Annotated in this window: 17 protein-coding genes and 1 pseudogene; 6 read left to right on the top strand and 12 right to left on the bottom strand. The window is 62.8% G+C overall.

The annotated features are described in order from the left end of the window. The coding region (locus AC2FNV_RS20715; RefSeq protein ID WP_496774347.1) for a DDE-type integrase/transposase/recombinase at positions 1-357 on the top strand (357 nt) is incomplete at its 5' end. A 113-nt stretch (positions 358-470) separates the two neighbouring features. After that, positions 471-2,402 (top strand): BTAD domain-containing putative transcriptional regulator, encoded by a 1,932-nt coding sequence (locus AC2FNV_RS20710; protein WP_496774345.1) that lies wholly within the window; start codon positions 471-473, stop codon positions 2,400-2,402. Positions 2,403-2,419: 17 nt separating this feature from the next. On the opposite strand, the gene AC2FNV_RS20705 is transcribed toward AC2FNV_RS20710, so the two are convergent. The 12 genes from AC2FNV_RS20705 to AC2FNV_RS20650 form a co-directional block, all read right to left on the bottom strand. Continuing rightward, positions 2,420-3,649, bottom strand: a complete 1,230-nt coding sequence (locus AC2FNV_RS20705) for an NAD(P)-binding domain-containing protein (protein WP_496774343.1) — start codon at positions 3,647-3,649, stop codon at positions 2,420-2,422. A 624-nt stretch (positions 3,650-4,273) separates the two neighbouring features. Then, the gene (locus AC2FNV_RS20700; RefSeq protein WP_170731683.1) at positions 4,274-4,855 is read right to left on the bottom strand and encodes an amino acid synthesis family protein; all 582 of its coding nucleotides are present in this window, start codon (positions 4,853-4,855) and stop codon (positions 4,274-4,276) included. Beyond that, complete coding sequence (locus AC2FNV_RS20695; protein ID WP_496774341.1) at positions 4,800-5,678, bottom strand: UPF0280 family protein; 879 nt, start codon at positions 5,676-5,678, stop codon at positions 4,800-4,802. Before AC2FNV_RS20695 ends, AC2FNV_RS20700 begins: the two co-directional genes overlap by 56 nt. Before the next feature lie 100 nt (positions 5,679-5,778). Continuing rightward, positions 5,779-7,257, bottom strand: coding sequence for a 6-hydroxynicotinate reductase (locus AC2FNV_RS20690; protein ID WP_496774339.1), 1,479 nt, complete (start codon positions 7,255-7,257; stop codon positions 5,779-5,781). After that, positions 7,254-9,974 carry a molybdopterin-dependent oxidoreductase gene (locus AC2FNV_RS20685; RefSeq protein WP_496774337.1) on the bottom strand — a complete coding sequence of 907 codons (2,721 nt, stop codon included), beginning with the start codon at positions 9,972-9,974 and terminating at the stop codon, positions 7,254-7,256. The genes AC2FNV_RS20690 and AC2FNV_RS20685 overlap by 4 nt, the downstream gene beginning before the upstream one ends. Then, entirely contained in the window at positions 9,971-10,822 is an 852-nt protein-coding gene (locus AC2FNV_RS20680; RefSeq protein ID WP_496774335.1) for an FAD binding domain-containing protein, read from the bottom strand. Before AC2FNV_RS20680 ends, AC2FNV_RS20685 begins: the two co-directional genes overlap by 4 nt. 44 nt (positions 10,823-10,866) lie before the next feature. Further along, positions 10,867-11,562, bottom strand: coding sequence for a branched-chain amino acid ABC transporter ATP-binding protein (locus AC2FNV_RS20675; RefSeq protein WP_170499382.1), 696 nt, complete (start codon positions 11,560-11,562; stop codon positions 10,867-10,869). Further along, a complete protein-coding gene (locus tag AC2FNV_RS20670; RefSeq protein ID WP_170499383.1) occupies positions 11,562-12,263 on the bottom strand; it encodes an ABC transporter ATP-binding protein in 702 nt (233 codons plus the stop codon). Before AC2FNV_RS20670 ends, AC2FNV_RS20675 begins: the two co-directional genes overlap by 1 nt. After that, the gene (locus AC2FNV_RS20665; RefSeq protein ID WP_170731677.1) at positions 12,260-13,204 is read right to left on the bottom strand and encodes a branched-chain amino acid ABC transporter permease; all 945 of its coding nucleotides are present in this window, start codon (positions 13,202-13,204) and stop codon (positions 12,260-12,262) included. The genes AC2FNV_RS20670 and AC2FNV_RS20665 overlap by 4 nt, the downstream gene beginning before the upstream one ends. Next, positions 13,201-14,136 carry a branched-chain amino acid ABC transporter permease gene (locus tag AC2FNV_RS20660; protein WP_170499385.1) on the bottom strand — a complete coding sequence of 312 codons (936 nt, stop codon included), beginning with the start codon at positions 14,134-14,136 and terminating at the stop codon, positions 13,201-13,203. The genes AC2FNV_RS20665 and AC2FNV_RS20660 overlap by 4 nt, the downstream gene beginning before the upstream one ends. A 105-nt stretch (positions 14,137-14,241) precedes the next feature. Next, on the bottom strand, positions 14,242-15,522 hold the full coding sequence (locus AC2FNV_RS20655; RefSeq protein WP_496774349.1) for an ABC transporter substrate-binding protein: 1,281 nt from the start codon (positions 15,520-15,522) through the stop codon (positions 14,242-14,244). 109 nt (positions 15,523-15,631) lie between these two features. After that, the gene (locus tag AC2FNV_RS20650) at positions 15,632-17,023 is read right to left on the bottom strand and encodes a hypothetical protein (RefSeq protein WP_496774332.1); all 1,392 of its coding nucleotides are present in this window, start codon (positions 17,021-17,023) and stop codon (positions 15,632-15,634) included. A gap of 29 nt (positions 17,024-17,052) precedes the next feature. Here AC2FNV_RS20650 and AC2FNV_RS20645 point away from each other — a divergent pair, with 29 nt between their 5' ends. The 4 genes and pseudogenes from AC2FNV_RS20645 to AC2FNV_RS20630 form a co-directional block, all read left to right on the top strand. Continuing rightward, entirely contained in the window at positions 17,053-17,802 is a 750-nt protein-coding gene (locus AC2FNV_RS20645) for a copper chaperone PCu(A)C (RefSeq protein ID WP_496774330.1), read from the top strand. 33 nt (positions 17,803-17,835) lie between these two features. Continuing rightward, on the top strand, positions 17,836-19,893 hold the full coding sequence (locus AC2FNV_RS20640; RefSeq protein ID WP_496774328.1) for a hydantoinase/oxoprolinase family protein: 2,058 nt from the start codon (positions 17,836-17,838) through the stop codon (positions 19,891-19,893). After that, positions 19,890-21,626, top strand: coding sequence for a hydantoinase B/oxoprolinase family protein (locus AC2FNV_RS20635; RefSeq protein WP_170499388.1), 1,737 nt, complete (start codon positions 19,890-19,892; stop codon positions 21,624-21,626). Before AC2FNV_RS20640 ends, AC2FNV_RS20635 begins: the two co-directional genes overlap by 4 nt. Before the next feature lie 261 nt (positions 21,627-21,887). Further along, positions 21,888-21,998 (top strand): annotated as a pseudogene (locus AC2FNV_RS20630) (IS6 family transposase); the annotation flags it as partial.

Here is a 21,998-nt window from a genome sequence, read left to right as displayed (position 1 = left end):
AAGGCTGCAGCACTTAAATTCCTTAGGAAATTGATGAAACGGCACGGCAAAGCTGAAGAAGTCGTCACAGATCGCTTCGCGTCCTACAAAGCAGCGCTCAGAGAATTGGGTACGCTGGACAAACAAACGACGGGCAGGTGGCGGAACAACCGCGTTGAGAACTCACACCTGCCATTCCGACGACGCGAACGTGCTATGCGGCGTTTCCGACGCATGCGAAGTTTACAGAAATTCGCCGCCGTCCATTCCTCCGTCTACAACCATTTCAATCAGGAGCGATCGCTCACCAGCCGAGACACCTTCAAGCTGACACGTAGCGCTGCTCTTTCCGAGTGGCGCGAACTTGGCATGGAGTAAAGGACAGCGTCACTGGCCTACCAGAGACGAGTTCGAATTCGTCTGACAGCACCTGCCCGTCTAGCCAAATCTGTTTTTCTTTTCGCTCAACAAATTCAGAGTATACTTCGGTAATGAAAGAGCAAGTAAACCTGAACTTTCTTGGTCGTTTTGAAGTTGTATCTGCACGTCAGCCACGTGGTCCTATCGCAAAAAAAGCGCAGTCGCTTTTGGCTTATCTCGCTGTGGAAAATGCCGGCCCGAAAAGCAGGGAACATTTGGCTGCGCTTCTTTGGGGTGAAACTGGCGACGACCGGGCCCGACATAACCTGCGCCAGACATTGTCGAACATCAAGCAGTATTGTGGAGCGGTTATTGCTTCAAACGGTCAGTATCTTGAGCTCGACAGAAACGTGTGTTCGTCGGACATAGCCGAATTTCTCGCTGGTGTCGAAAGCGATGACCCGACAAGGCTTTTTTCGTGCCTTGAGCATTACAAAGGCGACCTTCTGGAAGGTATTCAGATAAATGCCCCTGCGTTCGAGGACTGGCTTCGCGACACGCGTCAACGCCTTCACGAGAGCGCCTGCACGATCATTGATCGCCTCTCGGAGGTGTTGCTCAAAGAGGGCAGAAGCGAAGAAGCCGAAGGGGTTGTTCGGAAGCGATTGCAAATGGATCCGGCTTGTGAAAGTGCACATCGCGCATTGATGAACATGCTTGCACGACGCGGGCACCGCTCGGAAGCAATCAGGCAGTATCAGATTTGCGTCGATGCGCTGGAGCGCGAACTCGGGGTGAAACCAGAGGCTGCGACTTTGGCCATGTACGAAGAGATACGTACGGGCGGCCACAGCGAGGAGTGCGGGCAAAATGTGCGATACGAGCCCCCTGAACCCGGTGAATCCTCGCCAATCATAGCTGTCTTGCCATTCGACAACCTTTCCGGAGAGGACGATCTGTACTTTGCAGACGGGATAACTGAGGATATGACAACCGCGCTGTCACGGTTTCACGATCTGCAAGTGATAGCACGCGACTCATCCTTTGTTTACCGCGGCAATGATGTCCCTGAAAACGAAGCCGCAGCGGCCCTTGGCGCAAATTATCTGGTACGGGGAAGCGTTCGTCGATCAAATGCAGCAGTACGTATCAACGTGCAACTGCTGGACATTGAAAACAAACGAACGATTTGGGGGGAACAATACAACCGCCAATTGGAGGACGTGTTCGCAATCCAAAACGACATCGTGTCGACCCTGGTTGCCACGCTTGTGGGCCGGGTTGAAACTGCAAGGCTCAAACAAGCGCGTTCTGTTCCGGTCGAACGGCTCGAAGCCTATGACATCATGCTCAGAGGGAAGTATCACCACCACCTATTTACGGCCGAAGATTGCCAGGCCTGCATCGATTGCTTTGAGCTCGCGATCCAACGCGAACCGAATTACGCGATCGCGCATGCGTGGTTGGCGTGCGGCTATGGTCAGGCGATGGTCCACAATTTGGGCGGCATCGCAGAACTCGTCGACAAGGCGCAAGCAGCGGCCGAACGGGGTTTGGAACTGGATGAGAATGAAAGCGAGTGCCACCGTGTTCTGGCACAGGTCTACCTAACCCGTGGCAATCTGCGTCGCGCGCTCTGGCATCAGGAACGCGCATTGTTTCTCAACCCGAATGATGACCGTTCGATCTGCGCGATGGGAGAGCTTTTGACCTTTGCGGGACAAGCTGCAGAGGGCGAGATGTGGGTGCGAAAATCTTTGAAACTGAACCCCTACCACCCTCAACGATACTGGAGCCATCTGGCCCGCGCGCTGGTCCACCTTGAACGTTACAGCGAAGCTTTGGACATTTTGGATCGGATCGGAAGGCCAAGAAGCGACGACCTGGTATATGGCATCGTGGCAAGCACGAAGCTGGGGGACAAACGTCTTACCCAGAAAGCCCTGGACACGCTCCGCACCGCGCTGCCGGGTTTTGACGCTGAAGTGTTTGCAAAGACCTTGCCGTACGAGCGCGCCGAGGACAGTGAATTGATCCTCGACGCGCTGCGTTCGGTTCTTTAGGGGCCGCGTTCGCCCGGTCAGGCGGCACGGGCCTGTTTTCTCGCCATCAAATGGTCGGTCAAGTACTCTGCGTCGCGGCCGACACCGTCAACGATATTGGAGCCCTTTGTTCTCTGAAAGCGCATACCGAGAACATACAAGCCCTCGACCGGTGTAACACCGTTCTTGTGCTCGATCTCGCCACGTTCATCCACGACCGGGACCTTGAGCCACGGATACTGGCGGGAATATCCCGTCGCCCAGATGACAGAGCGGATGTTTTCTGCGTCGATATCCAAAGTTTCCGGGGCAACGGGCAACGTTACCGGCTGGATTGCATCAGGTTCGGATTGCGGCGCATCAATGCCATTGGCGGCAATGTACCCGTCAATCTTTCCGAGGATATCGAACATCTGCGCATCGGCTTTGCGAACGGTCTCGCCAAGATCGCCGGCAAACCGAATGGAACGGCCGGTTACCCCGGTTGCGTGACCAGCCAGGCGGGCGCCGCGACTTTGGAGAGAGTTCAGGTCCAGATCGTGGTTGTCCAGTGATCCAACCAACTGGGGCGGCGGCATTGAACGCTCGTCCTTCGGATCGGCCTGTGCCGCAAAAGCGCCAATGGCGTCCATCCAGTAGAGGATGTCTTTGCCCCGATAACGGCGCGGAACCCGGATATGAGTGCCGACCGCAACGGTGACTTCGTGTCCGGCGTCCAACAACTCTTCGCCGATTTGCAGCCCCGTGGCCGAAGCGCCGACGATCAGAACGTGACCCTTGGGCACTTGCCCGGGATTGCGGTACTGCGCGGGCACGATCTGAGCAATGTCTTTGGGCAAATCCGCCGCAAAGCCTGGCACGCGGGGGATATCGCAAAAACCGGTTGCAACCACCAGGTTTGAAGAAATCCATTCGACTCTGTCCGTGGCAACCTTAAAGGCTCCGTCCTTTCGGCACTCGACCGCCAATACAGTCGTTCCCGTTTCAACGGGCGCTTCATAGGACTCTGCATATGCTTCCAGATGGCGGATAAACTCGCCCATGGACATGAAACCGTCAGGGTCGTCGCCCTGTGAGTGCCAGTGCGGCAGGCGGCTTTGCCAGTTGGGGGTCAGCATGCGCAGCGAATCCCAGCGTTCACTGCGCCACCGTTCAGCGATTTGCCCCCTTTCGAGGATCACGTGGTCGATGTTGTGTTCAGCGAGGCACCGGCCCATGGCGAGACCCGCTTGACCTCCACCAATGATGACTGTGTTGACATGTTTCATGGCTTTCGCTCCTGCATTCTGAATTGCTGATGTACATTCAGTATCGCTTGGCGATGTCCGTAGGGTGTCTGCCCCGGCGTCATTGGACTATCTAAAATACGTCTATTTCTTACGACGCGTTCGCACTGTTCAGAAGGAGGCTCTTAAAAAGCAATTAGCGTGCGTCCAGAAAATCGCCGAGACAGGAGCATTCGCACCACGCGTTTGGTCAACAGGTCTGATCCCGCAATCGATTGGATTCCCGCCGGATCTAAATTCCGCTTTGTCTCACACAGCGAAAATTAGCGGGTGCCTTGATTGTCCACCTCGAGTGAATGGCCGGTCTGGCGCAGCTGCATTGCTGCGACAGGAACGTCAGGAAACGGTAACAATGGGCCGAAAGCAGCAGCTGGACTGATCAATGCGAACGGCAGGAAAGTCCGCAAAGCGGTCATTAATCCAACGCGCAGCGAATGACTGCTTCGAGCGCACTGCCGACCTTGGTTTTTCGCAGCATCCGGCGGGACGCGCTGAGAGCAGATATCGCCCGTGTATAAGGTAACCGACTGCGGCCGCTACTGGAACGCCCTGCCGCTGCGTTGCCGCTTCGCCGAAGCGGCCGGCAGCACACCTGTCCGGCGCCGCCTATCTGAGCCCGTCTTTCCCCTTCACGTCCTCCACCTGCAGCCCGCCCATCCGGTGATGCACCCGCGGCCCCTTGGTCATCGCCAGGGCAAAGAGCAGCTCATCGGCCCGCGGCCCGTCGGGTACGCCGACCTCCATGCCGTCGAAATGGCTGCGCACATAAGCCGCGTTGATATGCCCCAAAGGCACGTCGATCCGGGTTCCGACCCCGCCCTGCTTCATTGACGACGGCACAATCGCCTTCGCCTCGCCCAGCCGCGCACGCATGGCGTAGCCGCCGGGCACGTGCCAAAGGGCGGTGTGTTCCAGCTCTCCGGCTTCGCCCGCCAGCCCGGCTTTGCCGTAACCGTCGATGCCCTCGACGCCGCCCAGCGCGTCGATCAGCCGGTCGGTCATCATCAGTCCCAGTGGTTTCAGGTCGTCCATCGCCGATTGCAGGTCCCCGACATAGCGCCCGGCAAAAGGGTTCTTCACCATCGCGATGATGGCTGCCCGCCGGCGGGGAGTGGCAGTCAAGGGACCGCCATCATGGTGAATCTCCTCGACAAGGAGCATAGTCTTGCGAAGCGTGAAGTCGGGCATTTTCGGTTTCCCTGATGGTGGTCAAAAGTGATGGGATGGCGACACTTCGGCTTTCGCCCTGAAGAGTGACAAAAGCAGCGTGGATGAGGCCGCGCGCAAGATACTCCCTCGCCCGCGCAAGGCCGTGCTCCAGCGCAACGGAGCGTTCGGGCACGGTGAGCACGGGTACTCCGGTCGTGACGGTACGCGCACCGAGGTCGCTGTCCGGGGCAAGATCCCGGGCGCGGGCGCGGGTGATGCCGCTATGACCGGGCAGGTCGACGGCATTGGCAATCATCGTGGCGGTGGCGTCCGCGCTAGCGGAAGTGCCGGCCAATACCGTGACGCTGTCGGCAATGCCCCGCGAAAGCGACCGTCCACGCCAACCGGAGGTAGCAATACCGCGGCTCGGCAAGTCCTCTGTCAGAACGACTTGTGCTGCAGGGGTGCTGGCCACCGCGGCGGTGAATTGCTGGCCGGGCGTCAGGTGAAAGGCAATGTCGCCGCCGTTGTTCACATAGGCACTGGCAATATCCCCGGTCTCGGCAAGTGTCGCGAGGATCTCGTCCGCCACGGCACCGGCGACGGCGGCCATGGGCGTGATGAAATCTTCTGACAGCGGCTCAACGGCCTGAACCATGCGCCGGGCGACGCGTCCAAGCACCGGCGCGCCACCGACGTTGTGCCGACGCAGCACGGGCAACTCTTTCACCAACTCGTCCAGCACGGTTTCGAACCGTCGCGCCGCGCGGCAAAATGCTTCCTGCTGCCCCGGTCCGGCTGCCCCGATGATCAAGTCTATGGGCCCATGCTGCAGGTGCAGGCGGGTGTCGCCGGGCAGCATCCGGGCACATGCCCGTCCCGGACTTGATCCGGGACCTCCCGGCCCGCCGCGCAGGTTTGCCGGTTCGGAGGCCGGGGTGGTGCTGTGGGATGATGACACGCTAACCGCCTTTCACCGGCCCGACCGCCCGTGCCGCGCACCCGTATTCTCCTCCATGTTCCAGGATGTCGGCGATGTCGCGCGCCGCCTCGTCGTGGCCACCCAAGGCCCGGTACTCCGCGCGCGTCAGGGTGAATTCCAGCGGCGCCACCAGCGCCGGAGTGGGCACATAGCCAAAGGAGTTGTCGGGCATCTGGGTCACGTCGACCATCAGTGTGATACCGCCACCGGGCCAGACATAGGCAGGCGCTCCGCCGACGGTAACGCTGGTCTTGAGCGCCTGCACCGAACGGGTAAGTTTCACCGGATTCCTCGTGACGCCTGCGCGCAGACTCCCCCCCGCCCCGCCCATGAACAGCACAGTGCAGAGCGCAGGTTCGCAGTTCTCGGCGATCAGGTCTACCGTGGCCTTCAATGTCTCCGGCAAGGGGCCGGGTTCAGGCACAAGATTGTCGTTCAGAATGTAATAGCCCCACTGCTCGCCGGTGGTGGAGATCATCAAGAGCGTCAGCCCGGGGCGCGCACCTTTTTCCGGGCGCCAAGGCCCGAGGATGGATAGCGGATCCTCGATATCCGTGCCGCCCCAGCCCAAACCCGGCTCGGCCACCTGGAAATAACGCCCCGGAGTAGAACGGCGGCCCTTGATGCGTATCCCTGTATCGGGCCAGCCGATCACCTTGCCCGCCTGATGCTCGCTGACCACCCCGGTAATGTGGTCGTCGACGATCACCACCTCGTCGACCAACCCCTGCCACTGGCTGGCAAACATGCCGATGGTGGCGCTGCCGCAACCGACCCGCATCCGTTCCTCGCAGGTGCCGTCGACGATGGGCGCGGCGCCTGCCTGCACCACCACCTCGGCGCCGCCGTCGATGCTGAGCGTCACCGGTTCGCAATTGCAGAGCCGCATCAACGCGTCGCAGGTTGCGCGGCCCTCGGGCTTTGTGCCGCCGGTCAGGTGGTCGACGCCGCCGAGCGACAACATCTGGCTGCCGTATTCGCCGGTCATCACGTGGCCGATGGCCTCGCCCGCGGCACGCACCGTGGCGGCTTCGGAGCCCAGGTGCCGGTCGGTGTCTATCTTCACCTTGGCGCCACAGTAGGAAAAGATCGCCTCGGTCACCACGGTGACGAAATCCACACCGTCGATGTCTTGCGACACGATGAAGGGAGCCGGCTTGTAGTCTGGATAGGTGGTGCCGGCACCGATTGCGGTGACCGAAAGCGTCTGATCGGGGGCCAGAGATCCGTTCCAGTCGGCTGCGAGGAAGGGCACGATTTCTCCGCCTGCCTCCAGCCGCCTGTCAATGATGGTCAGGGGATCGCAGCGGATGATGCGGCCAGCCTCATTGGCATACCGGTCGCAGGCACCGGCGCGGCCCTCGGCGATATAGCACATCACGGGGCAGGCATCGCAACGGATCTTTTCCGCCTTGCGGTTGGGCATTTCGCCCGCAGAAGTGTCGGCGCGGGTGGTCATGTGGTCCCTTTGATTGCGGCAAGCACCCGGTGCGGTAGGGCGGGCAACCGGGTGATGCGGGCGCCTGTGGCGTGGCGGATGGCGTTCAGGATAGCGGGCGCGGTGGGGATCAGAACGTGCTCGCCCAGACCCTTGACACCCATCGGCCCCTCGGGATCGGGTTTCTCGATAAAGATCGTGTCGATCCGCGGCATGTCGCCGACAGTGGGGATCAGGTAATCGTGCAGGTTCTCGGTGCGCCCGGGAAGGTATTCCTCCATCAGCGCCATGCCGAGGCCCTGGGCAATACCGCCCTCGACCTGGCCCTCGGCCAGAAGCGGGTTGACCACACGGCCCAGATCGTGCGCAGCGGTAATACGATGGACCTTGACCTGGCCGAGCCGCATATCGACCTCCAGCTCGGCGATCTGGGCACCGTAGCCGTAGACGGCATATGGAATGCCCTGACCGCTCTCGTCCAGACCACGGGTGGGCGGGTCATAGGTTTCTTCGGCACCCAGAACATAGCCATTGGTGTCGGCGGGCAGCGTCGACAGGTCGATCTCGCGCCGGCCGGCACCCTCGGTGACAACCAGACGGGTGCCGTCCAGGCGCAGCGATGCGCCATCACCCATGTTGCTGTAGGCCAGGATCGTACGGCGCAGTGCATGGGCGGCCAACAGCGCTGCCTTGCCGGTTACAAAGGTCTGTCGGCTGGCCGAGGTCTTGCCGCAATCGGGAGTCAGTGCCGTGTCGGGGCCGACGATCTGGAAATCCCCGATCGGCAGGCCAAGCGCGTCGGCCGCAATCTGGGTGATCACCGTGTTGGCCCCCTGGCCGATATCCGTAGCACCCTGATGCAGGCGCAGGTCGCCCTGCGCCGTAAGCCCGATGCGGATTGTCGACGGGTTGGGCAGGCCGGTATTGCCGCAGCCATACCAGCATGACGCGACGCCCACGCCACGGCGGGTGGGGCCGGCGGCGGCATTCCGGGCCGCGGCCTTGTTGAGCGCGCGTTTCCATGGCGTACGCAGGGCATCGAGGCATTCGGCGATGCCGATGCCTGTCAGTTTCTGCCCGCAGACCGACCGGTCGCCGTCGCGCAGGGCGTTTTGGCGCCGGAACTCCAGCCGGTCGAGTCCGGTGGCGGCGGCGAGGTCGTCATAGAGCGTTTCCTGCACGATGGCCGCCTGTGGCACGCCAAATCCCCGGAATGCACCGGCGGTAGGTCCGTTGCTGTGGAGGGCACGGGCTTTGGCGCGGTAGTTCGGCGTGCGGTACGGGCCGGAGGCATGGACCGGTACGCGCACCGCCACGGTCGGTCCCCAACTGGCATAGGCGCCTGTGTTGAAATCACCGTCGAAGCGCATGGCGGTGATGTGGCCTTGGTCGTCGCAGCCAACGTGGGCCTGCATCCGCGCCGGGTGACGTTTGGTTGTCGTGGCCATGCTCTCGGCACGGCTGTAGACCATGCGACAGGGGCGGCCCGTCTTCAACGCGGCCAGCCCGATCAGCGGCTGCAGCGACAGGTCGAGCTTGGCACCAAATCCGCCCCCGGCGGCGGCAGGAATGATGCGAACCTTCTCTGGCGGCAAGTCGAGGATCTTTGCGCAGTCGTCGCGATCCATGACGGGCGCTTGTGTGCAAGCCTGAATACAAAGCGTGGCACCGTCGATCCACGCAATGCCCGCCTCGGGCTCGATATAGGCATGTTCGACATAAGCCGTCTCGATGTCCACTTCGGCGAAATGCCCAGATGCCTCCAGGGCAGCGTCGGTATCGCCGGTCTGGACGAACCCTGTGATCAGTTCGTTGTTCCGGCGGTCCTTGTGCAATAGGCGATTTGGCGCGCCGCGCAGGTCGGTTGCGGCGGGTTCCGGCACCCATTCGACGGGAAACCCGTCGAGGTCGAGGCGGTTGAGCGCGGCAGTTTCACCAACGACGATGGCGACGGGTTCGCCGCGCTGGCGGATGCGGGTTTCAGCCAGCGCCGGCTGGTCGGCGAAGGCCGGGATGGTGCCGAATCGGTTCACGCCGGGGATATCGGCGGCGGTGAAGACCTCCACGCCGTGGCGTGCCGCCCAAGCATTGGTATCGCCGAGTGCGAAATCACCTGCATGGTGCGGCGAGCGGATCGCTCGCACCTCGAGCGCACCGTCCGGGATATGGTCTGCGCCGAAGATCTCCGTCCCCAGAACCTTGGGCCCGCCGTCAAGCCGCTCAATGCGTGCGCCGACCGCAGCACCGGCGTCGGGCAGGTTCGGCGCCGGGCCGGAGGTGGCGGCATCGAGCACTGCATCGACGATCTTGGCGTAGCCGGTGCAGCGGCATAGCACGCCGCCAAGAGCGCGCTCGACTTGCGCTCGGCTAGGCCGGGGTGTGTCGCGTAAAAGCGCGGTTGCAGACATCAGCATGCCGGGCGTGCAGATGCCGCATTGCGCGGCGCCGTGGCGAAGAAAGGCATGTTGCAACGCATCGGGGTGCGGTTGCGACAGGGTTTCGACGGTTTCGATCTCTGCTCCTTCGGCCTGGGCAACGGGTGTCAGGCAGGAACAGACCGGGGCACCATCCAGCAGCACGGTGCAGGCTCCGCAATCGCCGGCGTCACAGCCTACCTTGGTGCCAAAGAGCCCCAGATCTTCGCGCAGCAAATCTGACAGGCGGCGACCCGGTGTTGCCGCAACCACCTGACGGGCGCCGTTGACGGAAAGCGTGATCGAGTCGAACGGACGGTTCATGCCGCGGCCTCGGCGGGGGCGGCAAAGCGCGTCAGACCACGGCGCACCAGTTCGGTGGCGGCGACGACACGATAGCCGGCGTCGGCGCGGAAATCGTCGATAGGGGCCAGACGCGGGGAGATGAGGTCTTGAGTCACCGCGTCCGCGGCCTCACCCGGTGCAATCCCGGCCAGCGCGGATTCCAGCTCTGGCAAACGGCTGGCGGTGGGGCCGCAGGCACCGATGGCGATGGCGGCGCTAGTTATCCGTTCGTCCGTGACTTCCAGGCGCAATGCGGCCATTGCGATGGAGATAACCAGATAGCGCCGTGCGCCAAGCTTTTCGAAATGCCCGGTGCCGGCAATCGCCTCGCCCGGGATCAAGATGGCGGTGACCAATTCACCAGGCGCAAGCGCGGTCTGGCGCGGGCCGGTAAGGAACTCCTGCAGCGACAGCACACGGGTGCCGCCGGCGGATTGCAACTCGACCGAAGCGTCCAGCGTGAGCAGACATGGCGCGCCATCGCCGGCCGGGGACGCGGTGCAGAGGTTACCGGCCAGTGTACCCGCATTCTGGATCTGCACCGAGCCGACCTCGCACGCCGCGCCCTTCAGGCCATCGAAGGCCGGGGGCAGATCAGCGTATATCAGGTCGGCCCAGCGAGTTGCGGCCCCGATCCGCCAACCGCCGCCGTCGCGGATGACGCCGCGCAGCGACGCGATGGCGGTGATGTCCAAGATGCCGCCAGGCAGGGATTGGCCCTGGATAACGGGGTAAAGATCGGTACAGCCAGCGGCGACAGTCAGTGGGCTGGCGGCGAGAAGTTCCAGCGCCTCTGTCAGGTCTGTTGGTCTGTGATAGGCTGCCACATCTCCCCCTTTCCGTCTAACTTTGCGCCTCGCGTGTGGGGCTGTCAAACCCCAAGGTAGCGGTCGATCACACCGTGATGCGTGGAAAGATCGGCAGCGGTGTGGGTCTCGCGCCAATGTCCTGCCTCGATGAAGGTCACACGGTCGGCAACCGACAGCACCGCATCAACACGCTGTTCCACCAGCAAGATTGCAACGCCCTCGTCCCGGAGGCGCACAATGACCGACCGGATCGCCTCGATCATCGAAGGCTGCAAGCCTTCGGTCGGCTCGTCCAGCAACAAAGCCTTGGGGCTGATACAAAGCGCCCGGGCGGTGGCCAGCATCTGCTGCTCGCCGCCCGAAAGCGTCTGCGCCCGCTGGGTCAGCCGTTCGCGCAGTCGCGGGAAGAGGTCGAGCGCACGTTCGCGCACGTCACGTCCGCTGCCACGTGTCATCAGGCCGATTTCAAGGTTTTGCGCAACGGTGAGTTCGGTGAACAGACGCCTGCCTTGCGGGATATAGCCGACACCATGTTGGGCGCGTTGGTGGGCGGGCAGTGTGCCGATATCCACACCATCCATCTCGATCCGTCCATCCCAGAGCGGCAAAAGCCCGGTGATCGCTTTCATCGTGGTGGTCTTGCCGGCGCCGTTGCGGCCCAGCAGGCAATGGATTTCGCCGGATTCGACGGTCAGCGACAGACCGCGCAAAACCTTTGCCTTGCCATAACCGGTTTCCACGTTGTCGAGCCGCAGCATCAGCCCGTCCCCAAATAAGCGGCTTGCACCGCCTTGTCGGCGCGGATCTCTTGCGGTGTGCCCTCTGCCAGCACCTCGCCGAAATTCAGCACCGTGATGCGGTCGGCGCAGGCCATGACCACATCCATATTGTGCTCGATCAGCAGAATGGTAGCCTCGGCGCTGAGTTCCCGGATCAGGGATTTGAACGCATCGACCTCGCTGTCCGAAAGCCCTTGCGTGGGCTCGTCCAGGATCAAGAGCCGCGGGCGTTGGGCCAGACCCATGGCAATCTCCAGCAAGCGCTGGTGACCGTAGCTGAGATCACCGGCCAGTTCCTGCGCCAAATGACCGAGGCCGACGCGGGACAGAGCAGCAGGCACTTCTGCCGCTTCGTCGCCGTGACGGCGGCGCACCGCAAGGGCCACGTTTTCCTGACAGTTGAGCCGCGGGAAGATCGAGGTGATCTGGAAAGTATAGGCCATTCCCAGCTGGTTTCGTTTATGCGCGGGCAGGGCGGATATGTCGGCGCCGTCGAAGTGCACCGAGCCGGCACTGGGGCTCAGGCGACCGCAGAGCATGCCGACAAAAGTCGTCTTGCCAGCGCCGTTGGGACCGATCAGCGCCCGCACCTCGCCCTGCGGCAGGTCGAAATCGACATTTTGCACCGCGTGCAGCCCGCCGAAATCCTTCGTTAGTCTCCGCGTCGACAGGATGGTCATGGCAGCCACCTCCAGAGCCGGGCCCGCAGCTCACCACCGATGCCCTGGCGGGCAAACAGAGTCAGTAGCACCAGCACCATGCCAACGATCAGCATATACGCGTCCGTCAGCCCGCTGGCGATGTCGATAAGGTAAAACGTGAAGAGCGCGCCGATGAATGGTCCGATGGCGGTGCCGGCGCCGCCGAGCAGAACCCAAAGGAGGGGCAGGATCGAATATTGCACCGTGGCGAAACTCGCCCCCGCATAGCCGAAGAGCAGGCCGTAGAACGCGCCCGATGCCGCCGAGATCGTACCCGAGAGAATCAGCGCGCCGAGTTTAAGGGCGAAGGTATCGTAGCCCAGCATCCGCGTGCGCTCCTCGTTCTCGCGGATCGCGATCAACGCCTTGCCGAAGGGCCGGCGCAGGACATGCAGTGACAGCATCAGGCAGGTGGCGAAAAGCGCCAGAGCCGCGAAGTAGCGGGCGGTGGGCTGCGAAAGGTCGATGCCCCAGAGGATGCGTTCCGCTTGTTGGATAACGAAGCCCTCGTCGCCGCGTGTGTAATCCCCGAAATAAAGGATGATCAGGTAACCCGCCTGGGCGAACATCAGCGTGACGATCATGAAGGCTACCCCGGCGGTGCGGAGTGCCAGCGCCCCGAAGGCGGCGCTGAGCATGAGGCCCGAGGCGATGCCGGTCAGCAGCGCTGGAGCAGGAGCGAAGCCCAGATGCCGGATGGTCAGCCCCATGCCATACATGCCGGCAGCAAAGAACATGGCATGGCCAAGGCTCAGGAGCCCGGTATAGCCGAACAGGATGTTGTAGCCGATGGCATAGCTGGCCAGCACCATCACCCGAGCGAGGCTGCCGTGGTGATATGCGGGCAAAAGGAACTGCAACACGGTCAGCAGCACCAGAAGCCCGCAATGCAGGGTAAAGGACTTCTGCAGGTCGCTCATGCCGGGCGGGTTCCGAACAGGCCTTGTGGGCGGAAGACCAGAACCAGGGCGACCAGCAGCGTGGCGAGGATCTTGGCCAGAGTCGGTGTGAAGAAGACCGAGATGATGCCGTCGGACATGCCGATCAGAACCGCCGCCAGCACCGTGCCGGGTAGCGACCCGAGGCCGCCGATGATGACAACTATAAAGCTCAGCAGCAGCGGGTCGTGCCCCATCAGGTAATGCGCCTGCTGGATCGGCACCACCAGCACCGCACCCAGCGCCGCCAGCGCCGCACCCAACCCGAAGACCAGCGCATAGACGCGCTCGACCGGAACGCCGAAGGCCAGCGCCATTTCTCCATCGAGCTGCGTGGCTCGCATGACCAGACCGATCTTCGTGCGGGTCATCAGCAGCCAAACACCGATCAGCACCCCCCCTGCCGCGCCGATCACGAAGAGCTTGTACGAGGTGATCGAGGGCGCCCCCCAACCGGTTGGAAAGTAGAACTTCGGCCCGCCGTCGCCCCACTCTAAGAGCGGCAGCATGATGCGGCTGTTGAAGGGCGGCTCGACCGGGCGGGCGTCGGGCCCATAAGTCATAAGCGTAACCTGTTGGATGATATAGAGAAGCCCGATGGTGACGACGATGGTGCGTTCTGGGTCATACTCCACCCGTTTCAGGATCGTCATGTCGGCGGCAACAGCCAACAGGCCCACGAGGGCAGGAGCGATGACCAAGGCGGCGACAAAGCCGATTGCCGGATGACCGCCCAGGCTGGTGGCGATCCACCAGGCCAGCACCGCCCCCAGCATGAAAAACTCGCCATGAGCGACGTTGACCACGCGCATCACGCCGAAGACCAGTGACAGCCCAACGGCGGTCAGCGCCAGCACCGCTGCCGTTACCCCGCCTTCCAGCGAGGCGAGCATCAGATGGGGTCCGAATTCCACTTGCGCCTGCCTCCTCTCCCGGGGACCGCCCGGGCACTTTCGTCTTGGTCCAAGAACTCCCACCGCAGGCCCCCGCCCGCGCGGCGAGAGCCTGCGGTGGAATCGTCAGAACGACTGCGTCGTGTAGTCTACTTCGTCAGGGTAGAACGTGTCTTCGATGCTGGTGGTGTGTACCACGTTTAGACGCCCGCCCTCGACCCTGCTGATATACTGGTGGCCGAACACCTGGTGGGTCTTGCCGTTGAAGCGCTTGGCGCCCTGGGGGTGTTCGTTCGAATGCGGCATGTCGGTCATCGCCTCAACCGCCTCGATCAGTTTGGCGCGATCATCCGGGCCGGCATAGCCCGCAGCCTCCATGCCGCGTTTGACAATGTGCAGCGTCTCCCAGCAGCCGAACATGTGGGCGTAAGTCGAGACATCGGAGGCGTCGGTGACCGAGGCGCCATTGGCATCCACCCCGACGCGCTCGCGGTAGAAGGCATCGTAAGGCGATTGTTCCGCCTGGGCGTAGCGCGGACTGCCCTCCCAGAAGTAGGTTCCTTCGAGGAATTCGAGGCCCGGCGAGGTGATGTCCACAGCCTCAAGCGAATCGATGAAGCCGAAGATCGCCGGCGCCGAGGAGCCGAAGAACTCGCCGAGTTCCTTGACGAAGGTCAGCACGGCGGGGCCGACCATGACGTGGTAGAGAACTTCGGTATCGCGCGGGATCTTTGGGAAGTATTTGGTGAAGCTGGTCTCGGTCGGTGGAATGGCAATCTTGGCTAGAATTTCACCGCCCTGCGCCTCCATTGCCGCGGAGAAATAGTCGCGGTGGTCGTGGCCGAAGGCAAAGTCGGGGTAGATCATCGTGACCTTCTTGCCCAGCGCCGAATGCACATACGGGGCCATCGCCTGCACCTGGCTCTTCACATCCGTGATGCCGGGCTGCAGCGTGTAACGGTTCAGCATGCCGCTGGCGACGTGATGGCCCTCGGAAACTACGAAATATGGCAGTTTCAACTCGCCCGCGCGGGGGGCGGAGCCGATCACCACATGGGAAAACAGCGTGCCAAAGCCGATGTCGCAGCCATGCTGGTTGGCGAATTTCTCGACCACCTCGGCGCCGCGCTTGGGGTCGGTGCCATCGTCTTCAGCGATGATTTCGACGGGCCGGCCATTGATGCCACCCCCTTCGTTGATCAGTGCCGCGGCAGCAGTTGTGGTGCGGTCGTACCAACGGCCATAGGCCGCGCCGATGCCGGTGCGGTGAACCTGAAAGCCGATCTTGATCGGCTCGGATGTCTGCGCATGGGTGTAGCGGGCCCAAAGCGGCAATGAGACGGCAGCGGTGCCGGCGGCCAGCGTCTTCAGCGCGCCGCGGCGACTGGTGGTAATGGGTTTCGTCATGGCGTAATCCCCCTGTTTGTCGTGCGGGTCGTGCTCCGGCCAAACCGGATACCCCTGCGACAAACTGTGCAAGGCGCCCGGGATTCTGTCCATATTTTTTTCCAACCGGTCAGAATCTGGGCGAGGCCAGGAGCCAGAGGCCGAAGAATGTATAGGCGATCATGAACAGAGCCATCGGCGCCTGGCTGAGCGCGGCGCGGCGGTGATCATGGAACAGACGCAGTGCCGTCGCATGGGCGACAAGCACGGCGACGATGTGGCCAAGCACCACTGCTCCGGCCTGGGTCAGGTAGATGATGCTCACGCTGGATTTGGTGCCAAAAAAACCGGTGGAGACGTAGAATTCGCCCAGCCCCAGCCAATCTGCGCCGGTCAGGAAAGGGTCGGAGAGGGCGACCAGAGCGTATTGGCCGTCGACGAGGAACGACGTAAGGTAATGTGCCACATGATAACCCAGCGCGATGGGTAAGAGCGTCGGTGCAAAATAGCAAAAACCGCGCTTCGGCGAGAGGTCGGAGCCGGCAAGGCGAAGGCCGAGCAGGACGGTCAGAGTGACGATGGCGACAAGGGTGGCATTGGCAATCACCAGGCCCAGTGTGTTGGGAACCGACACGGCAGAGCGCCCAGGAAACTCCAGCGGGTTGATGCCCAATATACCAAGCCACCAGAATGTCTCGTTCAACCCGTCGAAACTGCCGGTTCCGAGCAGGATCACGCAGAGCACGGCCAGCGACAGGGGCATGGGGCGCAGGCGAAGCATGCGCCAACCGGGTAGGCCCAGAGTCAGACGCACGCCATAGCGGGCCAGCATCGCCAGCCGCGAATAGGCACGAAACATCACGGTGAAGCCCTCGGCCCGCCGCAGCCAGCGGGGGCCGAAGACCACGCCCATGACCAGGTGGAACAGCCAATAGGCGGCCACCAGGCGGGCCAGGCGGTCCGGGTCTGCCGGGGCGGGATCGGCCAAAAGCAGATAGGAAAACCCAAGAAAGGACGCTACGCCGAGCCAGTAGCCCAGTGCGGGCGGCAATGCCGCATGGGGTTCGGGCGAAAAGGCCCGGCGGATCAGTCGCAACGGCCCGCTCCAGGGGTTCACCAGAGACCAGAGGTCGAGTATCAGGGCCTGCACCGTGACGAAACCGATCCAGAATACCGTCCAGACCACCAGCACCAGCGGGTTGGCCAACGGATCGCGCGGGCCGTCGAACCCTGCCCAGACAAGCAGGCCCAGAAACAGCGCGGCCATTGTGCTGGTGAATGTCTGGACGGGATGCAGCGAGACCGGGAACAGCGGCAGCGGTCGAAACAGCGCCATCACCAGGCGACCCGGCAGCAACACCAGCGCGAAAACCGTCAATGCCACTGCGGCGACACCGGCACCGGTATAGAGATTGGTGGGCAAGAGCAGGACCAACCCCTGTTCGGACGCATGCGCATGGGCGAGGCCCGGAGCCGAAATAAGTGTAAACTTGAGAATCGCAAGGCTGCGGATATGCTGCATGTGGCCGATGATACCCTGGGAGGCATGCAATGAAACCCAGTCGCGTCGCTGTCGCGGCAAGCCTTATTGCCATAGCGGTGGGGGCGTTCTTTGTGTTCACCGATCCCGGTGACACGCGCGCGGTCACGGTAACCGGGGCGGAACTGGTGCCGATGGGCGCGGGTTATGCCCTGACCGCCAAGATCGATAATCCCGGTGGTCCCGACCTTCTGACCGGTATCGGGTCCGAGGATGGCGATAGGGCCATGCTGTCGGGCGGCACCGGGCCGCTGGCAATTCCCTCTGACAGTACACCCGGACTTGCGATGGACGGGGTGCACGGGATGCTCTTGGGGTTGACGGGCGACACGTCAGAGGGACGGCTGGTACCGGTTGCACTGTGGTTCGAGGGTGCCGGCAAGGTGACGACCCGCGCCCGCATTACCGGCGGGATGGAGATGGACTACAGTTCAGGCTTTGACGTGCCCGCGGGCGAGCCGCGGCCGACCATCTCTATCCTGGTCACGCCAGAGGGCGAGGGATGGGCAATCGATCTGGAAACCGGCGATTTCACCTTCTCCAAGGACGCGGTCGACGGTGCCCACGAGCCCGGCATCGGTCATGGCCATCTCTACCTGAACGGGCTGAAACTGCAGCGGGTTTTCGGAACGAAGGTGATCATAGGTGCCCTGCCAAAAGGCAAATACGAACTGCGTGTCACGCTCAACACCAACGATCACCGCGCCTTTAGGGTCGATGGTCAGAAGGTGATGGCGACGGCCGAGGTCAACGTGGATTGACTTTACCCGGTCCTTCGGCATTCACTCCGCCCTATGGGCAAACAGGGATCTGAACAAGTCATTGGTGTCGATGTCGGCGGCACATTCACCGATCTGGTGATGATCGATCAGGCGAACGGTGCGGTGCGGCTGGCCAAAGTGTCCAGCACCACCGACAATCAGGCCCGCGGCGTCATGCACGCGCTGGAGGCCGCCGACGCCGACCTTGCGGCACTGGACCTGATCGTGCACGGCACCACGACGACGACCAACGCAGTGCTGGAACGCAAGCTCAGCCGCACCGGGCTGATCACCACCGCAGGATTTCGCGACGTGCTGGAACTTGGCCGCCGCACCCGACCGCAAGCTTATGGAATGAAGGGCGAGTTTCGCCCGATCATCCCGCGCGATCTGCGGCTGGAGGTGCCCGAGCGCATGGATGCGGCTGGCTGTGTGGTAGAGCCCCTGGATAAAGACGCCGTTCAGACGGCCGCGGCGACGCTGCTGGACAAGGGCTGCGAATCGGTCGTCGTCCATTTCCTGCACGCCTATGCCAATCCCGCGCATGAACTGCTGGCCGCGGAAATCCTGGCAGAGATATGGCCGAACGCGCATATCACCATGGGCCATGCCCTGCTGTCGGAAAGCCGCGAATTCGAGCGCGGTGTCACGGCGGCGGTGAATGCCAGCGTCCAGCCATTGCTCGCGCGCTATGTCGATGCCCTGGCCGGGGCGTTGCACGACGGAGGCTATGCCGGAGAACTCTTGGTGATGAACGGCAATGGCGGCATGGTCTCCGCCGCACGGGTCGCCGAAGAGGCCGCCAAGACGGTGATGTCCGGCCCTGCCTCGGGTGTGATGGCTGCTGCCTATGCAGGGCGTGTGGCCGATGTGCCCGATCTGATCACCTACGATATGGGCGGCACCTCGACCGATGTAGCACTGATCCGCGGAGCCGAACCGAGCGTATCGAACGAAACCGAGATCGAATATGCCATGCCGATCCACGTGCCGATGGTCGATGTGCGCACCGTCGGCGCTGGCGGCGGATCGATCGCACGGGTGAATGCGGCTGGCCTGCTGGAAGTTGGCCCGGAAAGCGCCGGGGCCGATCCCGGCCCGATCTGCTATGGCCGCGGCGGGACGGAGCCGACGATTTCCGACGCCAACCTGCTGCTTGGGCGGCTCGATCCCGATCGGATCACAGCCGTCGAGGGCGGCGTATCACTGGGCCATGTCCGCGATATGTTCGACACGAAGATTGGCACTCCACTGGAACTGGATGCCACCGGCGCGGCCGAAGCGGTGCTGCGGGTCGCCAACACCAAGATGGCCGGAGCGATCCGCATGGTCTCTGTCTCGCTGGGTGCCGATCCGCGCGATTTCGCGCTCTTCGCCTTTGGTGGTGCCGGACCGCTGCACGCCTGCGCCCTGGCGCGGGAACTCGGGATCCCGCGGGTGATAGTGCCACCGCGCCCGGGCATCACCAATGCCGTGGGTTGCGTCGTGGCCGATCTGCGGCACGATTACGTCCGCACTCTGAACCGGCCTCTCGACACGCTCGACATGGACGAACTGCGCGCAGTGTTCGGGGCGCAGGGCGCCGAGGGTACGGCATTGATCGACGCAGAGGTCATCACCCTGAAATCGACGCGGTGCCTGCATTCTCTAGACATGCAATTTGTCGGGCAGACACATCTGGTTCGTGTGCCGCTCGAAGACATCTCGATTGACCGGGCCGAGCTCCGCCGGCGCTTCGAGGCGGTCTATTTCGATCGGTTCCGGGTCGAACTGGCCGAGATTCGCGCCAATGTCGTCAATGTCAACACGTCCGTTGTCGGCGAACGTGCCCCGGTCGATCTGGCGATGCTGGTCGATCCTGCGGGACGCAAGGCAACGCTGGCAGAGGCGCAGAGAATCGCACGGCCGGTGTTCTTCGGCGAGTGGTGCGAAACCCCGGTCTATCGGCGCGAGATGCTGCCAGTGGATGCGGTGATCGAAGGACCGGCGGTGATAGAACAAATGGACACTACCATATTGATCGAGCCCGGCGACCGGGCGCGCAGCGATGTGTTCGGCAATCTGCTGGTCGACATCGGAGACGCGGCGTGAGCCTCGATCCTATCACCCTATCGGTCATCCAGGCCGGGCTGCAGCAGGTCTGCGACGAGATGGACCTGTCATTCTCCCGCGCCGCGTTCTCGCCGGTGATCGCCGAAGCCAACGACCGCTCTGACGGGATCTACAGCGCCGAGGACGGCAGCCTGATCGCGCAGGGTGCGGGGGGGCTGCCGGTCTTCGTCGGCACGATGCAGTATTCGACGCGAACGCTGATCGAGATGATCGCGGCGGGCAAGGCAGCCACCCCGCAACCCGGGGACGTCTACATCGTCAATGACCCCTATCTGGGCGGCACGCATCTGATGGATGTGCGTTTTGCGCGGCCGTTCTATCGCGGCGGGCGGCTCTTTTGCTGGCTCTCCAACACTGGGCACTGGCCCGACACAGGCGGAGCGGTGCCGGGCGGGTTTTCCGCTAGCGCGACGGCGGTCGAACAAGAGGGTCTGCGCCTGCCGCCGGTGCGTCTCTTCAAGCAGGGCGAACTGGACGCCGAGATCTACGCGATCATCTGTTCGAACATCCGGGTGGCCGATCAGCGGATCGGTGACGTCAAGGCCCAGGCCGCGGCGCTTGAGGTCGGCGAAGCGCGGTTGAACGCGTTGATGGATCGCTATGGTGACGCGGTCGTGGCCGAAGCGATTGCCGAGTTGCGCCGGCGCGCGGCACAGCAAATGCGGGCATTTATCGGCGACATCCCCGAGCGCCGTTACGAGGCCACCGCCTGGGTCGACAGCGATGGTGTGATCGACGAGCCGCTGGCGATCCGGCTTGCCGTATCGCGGCGGGACGACGCCCTGGGTTTCGATTTTTCCGGTTCCAGCCCGCCATGTGCCGGCCCGATGAACTCTGTCCGCGCGACCACGCTGAGCTCGGTCTATCTGGCGATGCGGCATATCTTCCCAGAGGTGCCGATCAGCGCCGGGGCCTTCGAACCACTGCAGGTCATCGGGATCGAGGGCACTTTTCTTGACGCGCGTTATCCCCGCCCGGTGTCGGGCTGCGCGGCCGAGGTCAGCCAGCGCATCGCCGAGGCTGTCTTTGCGGCGTTGGTTCCGGCCCTGCCAGACCGGGTGACAGCGGCTCCGGCGGGCACCAGCGGAAACTTCGCGTTGGGCGGGCATGACCCGGACCGCGGCCGCGATTTCGTGATGTACCAGCTATCTGGTGGAGGCTATGGCGGCAATGCTGACCATGACGGGTTGGCCAACGGGTGCTCGACCATAGGCATTTCCAAGGCGCCGCCGGTCGAGGTAATGGAACAGGCCTTCCCCGTGCTCTATCGCCACTACCGGCTGCGCGAGGGCTCCGGCGGCGCCGGGCGGCAGCGCGGCGGCTTCGGGCTGGACTATCTCATGGAACTACGCCGCGGCGAGGCGAAAGCGAGTTTTGTGATGGATCACGGACGGTTTGGGCCTCAGGGCGCGCTGGGCGGCAGCGACGGGGCGGTGAACCACGTCACGGTCTGGCGTGATGGGCAACCCTATACGCCGGAACATTTAAGCAAGGAACAGGATATTCCGTTGGCGCCGGGCGACCGCGTGCATGTGGAAACCCCCGGCGGCGGCGGCTATGGCGCTCCGTTCGATCGCGATCCGGACCTGGTTCGGACTGACGTTTTGCTGGGGTATTACACTGTCGCACAGGCGAGCGAGTTGTTCGGTGTCGAGTTTGACGGCGAAAGCATCGATCTTCCAGCCACGCGGGCGCGGCGTCAAGGCCGGTAGGGTACGATTCCGTCACGATGAGCCATTAAGCCATTGCCGATTTACCACCGACAATGGTCCGGGCTTCGTCCGTCCGGGCGCAAGGCCGGATGCCGCCCTGGGGATGGTCATGTCAGATTAACTTTGCTTGAGCAGGGCTGGGCGGTTGCGTAGCGTTGGGGAATGAACAAACCTGCCTGGTTTAAGTATTTCAAGACCAGTCCCGGTCTTGTCAGAAGAACTTGGGTGGAGGCGGGCAGGGGGTTTGCATAGCGTTTGGGAATGACCAAACCTGCCTCTTTCAAGTATTTCAAAACGAGTCCCGAGATCATCCGCCTTGCGGTGATGTTGTACATCAGGTTTCCACTTTCGTTGCGGAATGTCGAAGACCTG

This window comes from Ruegeria sp. BHSA163 (genome assembly GCF_059613365.1).
The sequence above is the reverse complement of the archived record's forward strand: the minus strand, read 5'-3'. Positions and strand labels throughout refer to the sequence as shown.

Bases quoted from the DNA above. Each gene is read 5' to 3' on its own strand.
- AC2FNV_RS20710 (WP_496774345.1), top strand. From the start codon at position 471: ATGAAAGAGCAAGTAAACCTGAACTTTCTTGGTCGTTTTGAAGTTGTA.
- AC2FNV_RS20705 (WP_496774343.1), bottom strand. From the start codon at position 3,649: ATGAAACATGTCAACACAGTCATCATTGGTGGAGGTCAAGCGGGTCTC.
- AC2FNV_RS20700 (WP_170731683.1), bottom strand. From the start codon at position 4,855: ATGCCCGACTTCACGCTTCGCAAGACTATGCTCCTTGTCGAGGAGATT.
- AC2FNV_RS20695 (WP_496774341.1), bottom strand. From the start codon at position 5,678: ATGCTGCCCGGCGACACCCGCCTGCACCTGCAGCATGGGCCCATAGAC.
- AC2FNV_RS20690 (WP_496774339.1), bottom strand. From the start codon at position 7,257: ATGACCACCCGCGCCGACACTTCTGCGGGCGAAATGCCCAACCGCAAG.
- AC2FNV_RS20685 (WP_496774337.1), bottom strand. From the start codon at position 9,974: ATGAACCGTCCGTTCGACTCGATCACGCTTTCCGTCAACGGCGCCCGT.
- AC2FNV_RS20675 (WP_170499382.1), bottom strand. From the start codon at position 11,562: ATGCTGCGGCTCGACAACGTGGAAACCGGTTATGGCAAGGCAAAGGTT.
- AC2FNV_RS20670 (WP_170499383.1), bottom strand. From the start codon at position 12,263: ATGACCATCCTGTCGACGCGGAGACTAACGAAGGATTTCGGCGGGCTG.
- AC2FNV_RS20665 (WP_170731677.1), bottom strand. From the start codon at position 13,204: ATGAGCGACCTGCAGAAGTCCTTTACCCTGCATTGCGGGCTTCTGGTG.
- AC2FNV_RS20655 (WP_496774349.1), bottom strand. From the start codon at position 15,522: ATGACGAAACCCATTACCACCAGTCGCCGCGGCGCGCTGAAGACGCTG.
- AC2FNV_RS20650 (WP_496774332.1), bottom strand. From the start codon at position 17,023: ATGCAGCATATCCGCAGCCTTGCGATTCTCAAGTTTACACTTATTTCG.
- AC2FNV_RS20645 (WP_496774330.1), top strand. From the start codon at position 17,053: ATGAAACCCAGTCGCGTCGCTGTCGCGGCAAGCCTTATTGCCATAGCG.
- AC2FNV_RS20640 (WP_496774328.1), top strand. From the start codon at position 17,836: ATGGGCAAACAGGGATCTGAACAAGTCATTGGTGTCGATGTCGGCGGC.